General features: G+C 48.2%; 9 protein-coding genes and 1 tRNA gene. 1 reads left to right on the top strand and 9 read right to left on the bottom strand.

Annotation, left to right across the window (positions count from 1 at the left end; genetic code table 11):
- Positions 1-133 precede the first annotated feature (133 nt).
- The 9 genes from MoGM_RS01260 to MoGM_RS01220 all read right to left on the bottom strand — a co-directional run bounded on the left by MoGM_RS01260 (position 134) and on the right by MoGM_RS01220 (position 10989).
- On the bottom strand, positions 134-577 hold the full coding sequence (locus tag MoGM_RS01260) for a hypothetical protein (protein ID WP_146078608.1): 444 nt from the start codon (positions 575-577) through the stop codon (positions 134-136).
- 17 nt (positions 578-594) lie between these two features.
- Positions 595-990 carry a hypothetical protein gene (locus MoGM_RS01255; RefSeq protein WP_104368411.1) on the bottom strand — a complete coding sequence of 132 codons (396 nt, stop codon included), beginning with the start codon at positions 988-990 and terminating at the stop codon, positions 595-597.
- A 79-nt stretch (positions 991-1069) separates the two neighbouring features.
- Positions 1070-1864: a DUF2971 domain-containing protein gene (locus tag MoGM_RS01250; RefSeq protein ID WP_104368410.1), complete on the bottom strand. Its 795-nt coding sequence runs from the start codon at positions 1862-1864 to the stop codon at positions 1070-1072.
- 25 nt (positions 1865-1889) lie between these two features.
- Complete coding sequence (locus tag MoGM_RS01245) at positions 1890-3053, bottom strand: leucine-rich repeat domain-containing protein (RefSeq protein ID WP_104368409.1); 1164 nt, start codon at positions 3051-3053, stop codon at positions 1890-1892.
- A gap of 53 nt (positions 3054-3106) precedes the next feature.
- A complete protein-coding gene (locus tag MoGM_RS01240; protein WP_104368408.1) occupies positions 3107-3397 on the bottom strand; it encodes a hypothetical protein in 291 nt (96 codons plus the stop codon).
- Between the two features lie 888 nt (positions 3398-4285).
- Positions 4286-7225 carry a translation initiation factor IF-2 gene (infB, locus tag MoGM_RS01235; protein WP_104368407.1) on the bottom strand — a complete coding sequence of 980 codons (2940 nt, stop codon included), beginning with the start codon at positions 7223-7225 and terminating at the stop codon, positions 4286-4288.
- Positions 7226-7344: 119 nt separating this feature from the next.
- On the bottom strand, positions 7345-8604 hold the full coding sequence (nusA, locus tag MoGM_RS01230) for a transcription termination factor NusA (RefSeq protein ID WP_104368406.1): 1260 nt from the start codon (positions 8602-8604) through the stop codon (positions 7345-7347).
- A gap of 3 nt (positions 8605-8607) precedes the next feature.
- Positions 8608-9075 (bottom strand): ribosome assembly cofactor RimP, encoded by a 468-nt coding sequence (gene rimP, locus MoGM_RS01225; RefSeq protein ID WP_104368405.1) that lies wholly within the window; start codon positions 9073-9075, stop codon positions 8608-8610.
- Positions 9076-9225: 150 nt separating this feature from the next.
- Positions 9226-10989, bottom strand: a complete 1764-nt coding sequence (locus MoGM_RS01220) for a S41 family peptidase (RefSeq protein ID WP_104368413.1) — start codon at positions 10987-10989, stop codon at positions 9226-9228.
- 202 nt (positions 10990-11191) lie between these two features.
- Between MoGM_RS01220 and MoGM_RS01215 the strand changes: the two genes are divergently transcribed.
- A tRNA-Asn gene (locus MoGM_RS01215) sits at positions 11192-11265 on the top strand.
- Positions 11266-11395 lie beyond the last annotated feature (130 nt).

Raw genomic sequence — 11395 nt, 5'->3', positions numbered from 1 at the left:
TTTAACACTCTATTCTCATTGTTTTAACAAATGCACCGGAATTTCGGCTTGTGCCCATAAATAGGCATTGCGGATAGGAAGTTTATGCTGTTTTGAGTTTTACCGGACAGCAATAATATGCAATTTTCTTCAATTATCGATGGATATTGTCTATTTTACTTGTTAGATTTTTCCAGGCCTTCTGGCGTATCTTACATAGCTTATACGCAGACTGTGCTGGATAATATCCTTTCTTTAAAGCACGCTTGTATTCTTTCTTGGCCTTACCGTATTCGTGGAGTCGTTCAAAGACAGCACCTCTATCATAATACAGTTTGCTGTTATACCAGCCGGTCTTCAAAGCATAATCAGAGTAGTATATAAAGCCGTTGTAGTCACCTTTGTTATAGCAGTTATAGGCCCTGTCTTGGTACTCATCGAAGCGTTCCTGCATCTTTTGCTGGCGATATGCTTCTGCTTGAGCACTTATTATCAGTTCTTCATAAGAAAGGGGCTTGAAGGTGCTATTAACAACAATCTGAGCCAATACCATAGTTGGAATGAAGGCCAATGCCAGAATTGTCAGATATCTTTTCATGCCTGTGGATTTTGAAGTTACCATGTCCAAATTCCAGTTCCCGTATTGCTGCGCTGCTGTGTGGTTCTGTTGCCGAACATGTCCGTTTCACCGGTAGTTGAGGTGCCGGTTGACTGGCCATACGAGTTGCGATGTGTTGTCGTTGTATTGCCGAACATGTCGGTACTACCGGTGGTTGAAGTGCCGATTGTATGATCATACGCATCACGATGTATCGTAGTAGTGTTGCCGAACATGTCCGTTTTACCGGTAGTAGAAGTACCGGTAGTTTTTCCGTATGCGTCACGATGGATGGTCGCAGTGTTACCGAACATGTCTGTTTGGGTTGTAGTAGAGGTGCCGACATTGTACTGAGCGAATGTCGAAACAGCTGCAAGCATACAAGCTGTGATAATAGAAATAATCTTTTTCATATTCTTGAATGTTTTTGTTATTGAATTTGTTCCTTTAAAGATTCTCAAAGAATATCCCTTAATTTCTCAAAGAATACCTTTAAACATCGATATTAACCCCAAGACTCTTTTGTTCAAATTGATTCTTACTATCCCATATAGTAAATTCATTCTTATAGTCAAGCTTTTGCTCGCCTATAAAATGCGTATAGACAAATATCGGTATTTCGCCTGCCACGGCTTCCATTATCTTATATTCTATACTGTCTACTACGCATTGCCCTGCGTCTTGCGAGTTGGCATTCTGCATGATGATGTATTTCAGGCTGTTACTTATGTCCAGAAATTCTTTCCCTTTCTCATTGCCACGTCTCAATATCCTGTACTCCTGTTCCCATTCCCATTCTTTGCGTTTGCGGAAAAACTGCTGTTTGGCGTATTTTTTCACGCACTCTTCCAAGTTGTCTTCTTCTTTCATGTCAAAGATTTCATCTGGCGTGACATGGCAACAGTATTTTATCATTCCCCGCATGTCTGTTGGTGACAGTGCTTTTTCAATTTCATCTTTGTCATATACGAGGCATACGCCTTTGCCTTTTTCGGCATACAATCCCCACATCTGTTGCAAATCGAAACCGAATCTGCAATCCGAATCATTTGTCATGCTTATCTGTATGTATTTCGATATTTCTGTATTTATATTGTCTATCTTCCACTTCCGGCCTTCTGTATATTTATTATATACAACTTTACAGCTCTCACAGACATCATTCATGCCAGCCAACTCACCAAAAAGTTGTCTGCCGGAATTTATAATCTTTAATGCTGTTTCGAATTTCGTGAAATGATAAAGCTTGTTTGTCTTTGAAAACTTATTTTTTATGCTATTATTCATAATTCATTATTATAAGAATTAATTATTAAAAGTCATATTCATATATTTCTTTAAAGTATATATGCCAGTTGCTATTTTTATAATCATTAAGTGATCCACGGGGAACGTAAAGCTTCGGAATATTGTCATTTGTAAAATAAAACAAATATGGTATGCTTATGTGTGGAGCCTTTTTAGCCTTTATGTAAACACTTTTAAGGTTATTACACCTATAAAATACGCCCACATCTATACTAATATTTTCTAATTCCTCAGGTAACGTTACCGATGTTAATTCTGTGCAATCACAAAAAGCTTTCTTCCCAATTTTTTTCAAACTTTCAGGTAACGTCACTGATGTTAATCCTACGCCATAAAAAGCGGCATATTCAATAATTTTCAAACTTTCAGGTAACGTCACAGATGTTAATCTTGTGCCAGAAAAAGCGGCATATCCAATACTTCCCAAACTTTCAGGTAACGTTACGGATGTTAGTCCGGTGCAACCTTCAAAGCCACCAACATATTCCAATCCCTCAGGTAACGTTACGGATGTTAGTCCGGTGCAGCCACCAAAAGCGCGGTACCCAATACAAGCTTCTCCCTCAGGCCCAATACGTTCCAATCCCTTAGGTAATATTATCGATGTTAGTCCGGTGCAACCTTCAAAGGCATAAGGACGAATACCTTTTATTGTACTGGGAAGTTTTATCATTTTCAAGTTCTTTATTTGATGAAACATATAAGAACCAATGGCGTCATACGAAGTTTTATAATTCTTATAATACTCATCTCCTCCCGGTACAATCTTCGCATCGCTGATGTCAAGTTCTTCCAGTATCCCGCCGGTAGGATTAGAATGCTGATCTACTCCAAGCATCTTTCTTATAAAGAGAATGTCTGTGCCATTAAGTACACCTGAAATCTTTAAACTCTTTGTGGTATACATTTCTGACTCTGTTATTTTATCCGGCAAGGTTCCGGCCATGTCTAAATGAACAGTTTTTTCCGGTATAAATTTATCTCCATCATCTTTGTCGTCGTTATCTTTATCCCCATCATTTTTGCCGTCTTCATCCTTGTCATCATCGCCGCCTTGTGAGCCTTCGGGGATATACGTGTCGTTGTCGTCATCGCCTCCGCATGAGGTTAAACCAACTGTGAATATTGTGCACAGCATGCATAATAATAAAATCTTTACTTTTTCCATAATACATTATATTTATATGTTAAACATTCGGTTAGGTAATAAAAAGCATTCGGTCAATAGACTATTCCATCGTTATATATTCCGCACAGGACGGTATCTGCGAGTTCGGCATTACGATTATCCGCATCTCCAATCATGCAGATGTACTTCTGTATTTTCTCTCTCTTTGACGGTTCGTTTCCGGCGAGCACTATCAGGGCCGTCTCTATATAAGCCACTGTTTCGGCAGTATGTTTCATGATGCCGTCATAACAGTCGGCATTCACAAAAGGATAACTGCCCCTTTCGCACTTAAAGGCATCGCACATGAGATGTTCATACACCATTCTTAAATCACAATTCATATTATCAATGTTTTAGTTTAGTCCGGCAAACACCCTATGCAGGAGATTTTTAATAGAATGAGGGTAATATATAAGAAAAAAGCGTGGGTGTTTCCACTCGTCACTCGTCCCACGCATAGAGGCCTTCGCATTGCCCGGTAAAGTTGAACGAGCAACGCAGAAGCCCACGCCAGATATGTATATAATCCTCACTTGCCTGCGCCGAGAAAGCGCAAGTATGCTACGGATATGGATATAACATACCCCACGGAGCATCTACAGTTGCCATGTTCTTGACTTTACCAGAAAGTTGCGAAGTTTCTATGCGTCAAGCACAAAGCGCAAGTAAACGCCTTATCATATATATGTCGGCCCCACCACCAGCCCTTGTGGACTTCTGCTATGGAATCAACGTAGCAAAGATACGAAATTATTTTATAACGGACATTAAATGGATATAATATTTTATGTGTGATTTACGATGTGACATCGATTCTCGAAGTTATTTTACTTACTGCAAACTCCTTACTTGTTATTTCATCGCAAGACGACTTTTAATAGGCTGGGTTGTACGGTGAAAATCGCAAAATACGGCGATATCTTCGCCCGTGTGATTTTTATTTTGAAATAAACGAAATATGGAGATCGTTTTGTCGGATATTGATATGTTAAAAGGGATTTTGTGGGGAGCTGGGTAGTAAGTAGGTATGCTTAAAGATTTCACTTATACTTCCAATATAGAAGAGTAATCATATCTCTGCATTCATAATTCTGCCCTCTGCACTATGATTAATCATACCTCTGCACTCTAAACTCATCACTCTGAACTAAAAATAATAAAAAAACCTCCGCCCGGAAGAAGTGATGTAAGCACTCTTCCGGGCGGAGGTTTTTTATTGGCTATATGGTCTACAGCTTCTGCTGCACCTCTATTTCGGTGAACGTCTCTATTATATCGCCTTGCTGTATGTCGTTGAAGTTGACGAGGCTGATACCGCACTCGAAGCTTGCGGGTACCTCCTTGACATCGTCCTTGTAGCGTTTGAGGGCGTTGATGGCTCCTGTGTGGACCACGATACCGTCGCGCACGAGGCGCGCTTTGTCCACACGGTGTACCTTGCCTTCGGTGACAAGCGCTCCGGCAACCGTGCCGACCTTCGATATCTTGTATACCTCGCGTACCTCAACCTGGCCGGTGACGATCTCTTTTTTCACCTTGTCGAGCATTCCTTCCATCGCAGAGCGTATGTCTTCGATGGCATCGTAGATGATGGAGTAGGTGTTGATCTCCACTCCGTCGCGGTCGGCCAGCTTGCGTGCGGCCGACGACGGCCGTACCTGGAAGCCAACGATGATGGCATCTGACGCGTCGGCCAGCGTCACGTCGTTCTCCGAAATCTGACCCACGGCCTTGTGGATGACATTGACCTGTATTTTCTCGGTAGACATCTTGAGGAACGAGTCGCTCAGAGCCTCCACGCTACCGTCGGTGTCTCCCTTGACGATGAGGTTCAGCTCCTTGAACGAGCCGAGGGCGATGCGGTGGCTTATGTCGGCCAGCGTGAGGCGTGTCTGCGTGCGCAGGCCTTGCTCGCGCTGGAGCTGCTCGCGCTTGTTGGCAATCTCTCGTGCCTCCTGCTCGGTCTCCATCACGTGGAACGAGTCGCCGGCGGTGGGCGCTCCGTTGAGTCCGAGTATTATTGCGGGTTCTGCCGGGCCGGCTTTCTCCATTCGCTGGTTGCGCTCGTTGAACATGGCCTTGATGCGTCCGTGGCTCGTTCCGGCGATGACGATATCGCCCACTTTCAGCGTTCCGTTGCTTACGAGCACCGTAGACACGTAGCCGCGGCCCTTGTCGAGCGACGACTCGATGATGGAGCCGGTGGCGCGGCGGTTCGGGTTGGCTTTCAGGTCGAGCATCTCAGCTTCGAGCAGCACCTTTTCGAGCAGCTCGTCGACGCCGAGTCCTTTTTTCGCCGATATCTCCTGGCACTGGTACTTGCCGCCCCATTCCTCCACGAGCAGGTTCATCTGCGAGAGGTCCTCGCGTATCTTGTCGGGGTTTGCTCCCGGCTTGTCAATCTTGTTTATGGCAAACACCATAGGTACGTTGGCGGCTTGTGCGTGTGCGATGGCCTCCTTGGTGGTGGGCATGACGCTGTCGTCCGCCGCGATGATGATGATGGCGATGTCGGTCACTTGGGCTCCGCGGGCACGCATGGCGGTGAACGCCTCGTGACCCGGTGTGTCGAGGAACGTGATCTCACGTCCGTCGGACAGTGTCACGTTGTATGCTCCGATGTGCTGGGTGATTCCTCCCGCCTCGCCGGCGATCACGTTGGTGTTACGTATGTGGTCGAGCAGCGATGTCTTTCCGTGGTCTACGTGACCCATGACGGTGACAATCGGCGCGCGCGGCACGAGATCGTTCTCATCGTCCTCCTCCTCACTCACGGCCTCGCTTACCTCCGCACTCACATACTCGGTCTTGAATCCGAACTCCTCTGCCACCAGGTTGATGGTCTCGGCATCGAGACGCTGGTTGATAGACACCATGATGCCGATGCTCATGCACGTGCCGATGACCTTGTTTACAGGTACGTTCATCATGGTGGCAAGCTCGCTCACGGTCACGAACTCAGTGAGTTTCAGTGTTTTGCTCTCTGCCTGCTCCGAGCGCATCTCCTCGTTGAGACGCTCTTGCACGGCGTCGCGCTTCTCACGGCGGTACTTTGCACCTTTCTTGTTCTGGTTCTTGCTCGTCAGTCGGGCCAGAGTCTCTTTCACCTGGCGTGCCACGTCCTCTTCGTTCACTTCCAGAGGCTTCGGCTGGTTGCGGTTCTTGCGGTTGCGCTTGCCCTGACGGTTGTCGGCGTTTCCGGCCTGGTTGTTGTTCGCTCCGCCGTTGTTGCCGCCGTTATTACCGCCTTTGTTCTTGTTTTTCTTGTTCTGGTTGTTGCCCGGCTGGTTGGCGGCGGCCTCTATGTCCACACGCTCTTTGCCTATGCGTACGCGCTTCTTGCGGTCGCCGGCCGGCCGTTGCTGGGCGGCTTTCTCCTCGCGCTCCTTGCGGCGTTCCTCTTTCGATTTCTTCTTCGGGCGTGTGCTTTGGTTCAGTGCGGCAAGGTCTATCGTGCCGAGCACTTTCACCTGCGGTGCCTTGGTGTTTTCGCTTTTCAGCGTGTAGATGCTCGGCGAACTTGCCGTAGCAGGCTGTTGCGGCTCCTCGGCTTTGGGCTGCTGCGGTGTTTGCTGCGGTTTCGCTGCCTGTTCCTTTTTCGGGGCCTCTGGCTTTTCAGGCTTCCGCTCTATGGGCTTTTCTGCCGGAGCATCTTTCACGGCTTTCTGTTCGGCTTTCGCCTCTACTTTCTTTTCATCTTTCGGGGCTTCCGTCACCGGCTTTTCAGGTTTCGGCTCGATCTTCACTTCCGGTTGCTTTTCCGGTGTTTTGGTTTCAGCCACGGTCTTTTCTTCCTGTTTCGGTTCTTTTTTCTCTTCCGTGACTGGCGCTGCCGGGCGCTTGCCCACACTGTCGAGGTCAATTTTTCCCAGCGGTTTGAACGACTGGCGCTGTTCGAGCAGCTCTTCTCCTTTCGTGGCTTTGCGTTCGGCTTTCTCGGCTTTCTTGTCTTTGGCTTTCTTGGCGAATATCTTTTCGGCTTCGCTCTTGATGTCCTTGTCGCCTTTAAACGCACTCACAAGCGCGTTGTATTGCTCTACCGTTATCTTGGTGTTGACATTGGCATCCTCTTTGATCTCGCCGAGATCTTTTTTGTTTTTCAGGAAATCGACAGCCGTCTGAAGTCCTATGTTCAGTTCTTTTAATACTTTATTTAATCTGACACCCATTCTGTTTAATTTTGAATTACGAATTATAAATTACGAATTGCCGGGTCCGACACCCGATGCTGAATTGAGAGTTACGAATTCAACATTTTCAAATTCGTAATTCACACACACGGTTCCATTTACTCAAACTCTGCGCGCAGTACCCGCAATACAAGCTCGACGGTCTCTTCTTCGAGGTCGGCTTTCTCGATAAGCATTTCGCGCGGAGCGTTGAGCACGGCCTTGGCCGTGTCGAGTCCGATGCTCTTGATGGCGTCGATGACCCATTGGTCTATCTCGTCGGAGAACTCGTCGAGGTAGATGTCTTCGTCGGCCTCGCCCTCATTCACGACGCGGAACACGTCAATGGTGTACTCTGTGAGCATGGAAGCGAGCTTGATGTTCATACCTCCGCGGCCGATGGCGAGCGATACTTCTTCCGGTTGAAGGTACACCTCGGCCTTGTGGTTCTCCGTGTCGAGTGTGATGCTTGACACTTTGGCCGGGCTCAGCGCACGCTGTATGAACAGCTGCACGTTGCTCGAGTAGTTGATCACGTCTATGTTCTCGTTGCACAACTCGCGGACAATGCCGTGTACGCGGCTTCCTTTCACTCCGACGCACGCTCCTACCGGGTCGATGCGCTCGTCGTAGCTCTCTACCGCCACCTTGGCACGTTCTCCCGGCATGCGGGCCACGCGGCGTATGGTGATCAGTCCGTCGTTGATTTCGGGCACTTCGGCTTCGAGCAGCCTTTCGAGGAATATCGGGCTGGTGCGGCTCAGGATGATGCGCGGGTTGTTGTTCTCGTTGTCCACTCGTAGTACGATGGCCCTCACGGTCTCGCCCTTGCGGTAGCTGTCCGACGGTATCTGCTCGCTTTTGGGCAGGTGCAGCTCGTTTCCCTCGTCGTCGACGATGAGGACTTCGCGCTTCCACATCTGGTATACTTCGCCGCTGACGATCGTTCCCACCTTGTCTTTATACTTATTGTAAAGAGAGTCGTGTTCAAGTTCGAGTATCTTCGATGCCAGTGTCTGGCGAAGATTGAGGATGGCGCGGCGTCCGAACTTGGTGAAGTTCACCTCTTCGCTGACCTCTTCGCCCACTTCATAGTCGGGTTCTATCTTCTGTGCGTCGGTAAGCGATATTTCTTTGTTCTCGTCCTGCACCTCTCCGTCGGCCACAACGATGCGGTTGCGGTGTATCTCGAAGTCGCCCTTGTCGGGGTTTACGATGACATCGAAATTCTCGTCGCTGCCGAAAATCTTGGCTATCACGTTGCGGAAGCTCTCTTCCAGCACGCTGACCATCGTTGTGCGGTCGATATTTTTGGTCTCCTTAAACTCCTGGAAGGTCTCTATCATGCTGGGACCTTTCTCGTCTTTCTTTGTTGCCATATTCTATTTGAAGCTTAATAAGTATTTTGTATATTTCACGTCATTCATGTTGAAGGCTTTCTCCACGTCGGCAATGACGGGGCGTTTCTTGCCTTCCACTTTCTGTTTCTCCTTCACTGTCACGGTGAACGCCGTGCCGTCGACGCTTGTCAGCACGCCCTGCACTTTCTTGCCGTCGGACGTGAGCACCTCGACCTCCTTGCCGATGTGGTTGACATACTGGCGAGCTACCTTGAAAGGCTGCCCAAGGCCGGCCGAGCCTACTTCCAGCTCGTAGTCGCCCAGCTCGTCGCCCAGTCTTTCCTGCACAAAGCGGCTGAGTGCCGCGCAGTCTTCTATCCACACTCCGTCGGCATGGTCTATCTCTACCACTATGCGGTAGTCTGGTGTCATCACCACGTCAACAAGAAAGTACTCGCCTTCCTGCAACCATTCTTCGACAATCGTCTTTACTACGTTTTTATCTATCATATAATTATAGATGTTATTAAAATAAAATGAGGAGCTTTCGAGAAGCCCCTCATTCCACCGAACGGTGCAAAGTTAGTCATAATTCCGTTATCTGCCAAGTATTTGGCGGAAAAAATGTATTAATATGCAGTATAACAGGCCGTAAGACCGTCAGGCTGCCATGATTGAAGGCCTGTCTGCCGGTGTCGGGTGGGTGTCCGTGCTTGCGTGCAGGTTTGTTCTCGCCTGTTGCTTTTCCTCTTTTGGCGCGTTGCCTTTCGGTGCGGAGAGTAACCGGTGGTATTCCTTTTCATCGTTGAGCACCCGCTCGGCCTCTTTCAGTTGTTTGTCGTACCTCATCGCGGCTTTCATCGTTCCCTCCTGGAAGTAATATGCCGCCACAATGTCCCGCTCTATCATCTCTTTTATTACTTCTTTGTGGCGGTCAATGTCTTTTGCCACGTCGTGCTTGAGTTTCGCCTTGAGCGCGTCAAACTCATCCTTGGCATCTTCGTAGTATCCCTCGAAGCGGGCCAGCTTCACCAGCTCGTCGAGTTTCTTTTCCGTCACGGGATCGTATGTGAAGCCACTCTTTATCACTCTCTGCTTGAAATCCTCGAAGTCGTCGTCGCTCAGCGTGAATTTCTCTGCGGGGGCGATGGTCTGGTGCTTGGCTATGTAGTCTACCACGAAGTCGAACATCACCTCCATCGTGTCGATCCTGTCGAGATATACGGCAATGTTTGGCAGCGTGTCGGGCTTCGACTCTATGTCGGGCTTTATGCCTCCGCCGTCTCGAACCTCGCGTCCGGCTTTTGTGCGGAACACGTGTGTCAGGCTGTCGGGCACCCGCTCGGTATATCCTCCTCCGCTGTGCTTGTAGTTCACGGCCTGTATGCAGCGGCCGCTGGGTATGTAGTATTTGCTTGTGGTCAGTTTCATGTTTGTGTTGTATGGCAGTTCCATAGGCACCTGCACCAGGCCCTTGCCGTATGTCCGGGTGCCGACCACCACTCCGCGGTCGAGGTCTTGCAGCGAGCCGCATGTGATTTCGGCCGCGCTCGCGGTCTCCCCGTTCACGAGCACGACTATCGGCATCACCGTGTCCGTGGGTTCCATTCTCGTCTTGTATGCTTTGTTTGCTCTCGCCAATTTGCCTTTTGTCTCCACAAGGGTTATGTCTTTGGGTATCCACATATTTAATATGTCGATGGCTTCCTGCAACGAGCCGCCTCCGTTGCCGCGCAGGTCGAGCAGCAGTTTGGCCGCCCCCTGTCTTTTCAGGTCAACGAACGCCCGGCGCATCTCTTTAGCGCTGTTTTCAGTATAGTCGCTCAGGTTGATGTATCCCACTCCGTCAGCCATCATCCCGTAGTATGGAATGGTTGGCATCTTGATGCTTTTTCTCGTGATTTTAAACTTCATCACCTTGCCGGTCGACGGGCGCTCGATTTTCAGTACGAAGCTCGTGCCTGCGTCACCGCGCAGATGGCTGCTGACATAGCTCACGTTTTTGTCTGTCGTGATGCTGTCGTCTATCGCAAGTATGATGTCGCCCTTTCTCAATCCGACTTCAGCCGCCGGCATGCCGGCATAGGGCTCGTCTATCACCACCCGTTTCAATCTTTGATGGTAGCGTATCACCGCTCCTATACCCGCGTATTTTCCGGTGAGCATCATCTTTAATTCTTTCGACTTGCTCTCAGGATAATACTCTGTGTATGGGTCGAGGCTGTTCAGCATGGCGTTGATGCCGTTGCCTATTACCATTGCTGGGTCGAGCGTGTCTACATACATGAGGTCGAGGTTCCGGTATATGGCGTTGAATATATCTATGTTCTTCGCCACTTCGAAGTTATGGTTCTTGCCTTTCTGTGCCTGTCCCGGTATTAGTGTCATACAGGCGAGCATGATGAGAAACAATCGTTTTTTCATTTTCATTATTATATTGAATGACTATACTAAGTATATATGTTTGCTGGCGCAAAATTACATGTTTATACTCTAACAGCAACCTGTTTGGCTTCTTTTTTATAAAAAAATAATATGTTTCGACGATTTTTTTGCGGAAAAGTTTGCGTGTTTCAGAAAAACGCATTACCTTTGCATCGCAATTCAGAAATGATGCGCAATCACTGCTTCAATAGCTCAGTTGGTTAGAGCACCTGACTGTTAATCAGGGGGTCGTTGGTTCAAGCCCATCTTGAAGCGCAGGAGTCCGAAGGTTTTTCTTCGGACTTTTTTGTTTATTGTGGTGATTTTGGGTCAGTGGATTTTCGGGTCAGTCCAAAAACGGGTCAGCGGATTTTTCCGGTGGGCGGGAGAGAGTATCAAGAGTATA

It is taken from the genome of Prevotella sp. MGM1, assembly GCF_002933775.1.
Lineage (GTDB): Bacteria > Bacteroidota > Bacteroidia > Bacteroidales > Bacteroidaceae > Prevotella.
Note: the sequence above shows the minus strand (reverse complement) of the source record. Positions and strands in the feature narration are given on the sequence as shown.

Excerpts from the sequence above, each read along its gene's own strand:
- rimP (WP_104368405.1), bottom strand. The coding sequence starts at position 9,075 with ATGATAGATAAAAACGTAGTAAAGACGATTGTCGAAGAATGGTTGCAG.
- MoGM_RS01260 (WP_146078608.1), bottom strand. The coding sequence starts at position 577 with ATGAAAAGATATCTGACAATTCTGGCATTGGCCTTCATTCCAACTATG.
- nusA (WP_104368406.1), bottom strand. The coding sequence starts at position 8,604 with ATGGCAACAAAGAAAGACGAGAAAGGTCCCAGCATGATAGAGACCTTC.
- MoGM_RS01220 (WP_104368413.1), bottom strand. The coding sequence starts at position 10,989 with ATGAAAAAACGATTGTTTCTCATCATGCTCGCCTGTATGACACTAATA.
- MoGM_RS01245 (WP_104368409.1), bottom strand. The coding sequence starts at position 3,053 with ATGGAAAAAGTAAAGATTTTATTATTATGCATGCTGTGCACAATATTC.
- MoGM_RS01255 (WP_104368411.1), bottom strand. The coding sequence starts at position 990 with ATGAAAAAGATTATTTCTATTATCACAGCTTGTATGCTTGCAGCTGTT.
- MoGM_RS01250 (WP_104368410.1), bottom strand. The coding sequence starts at position 1,864 with ATGAATAATAGCATAAAAAATAAGTTTTCAAAGACAAACAAGCTTTAT.
- infB (WP_104368407.1), bottom strand. The coding sequence starts at position 7,225 with ATGGGTGTCAGATTAAATAAAGTATTAAAAGAACTGAACATAGGACTT.
- MoGM_RS01240 (WP_104368408.1), bottom strand. The coding sequence starts at position 3,397 with ATGAATTGTGATTTAAGAATGGTGTATGAACATCTCATGTGCGATGCC.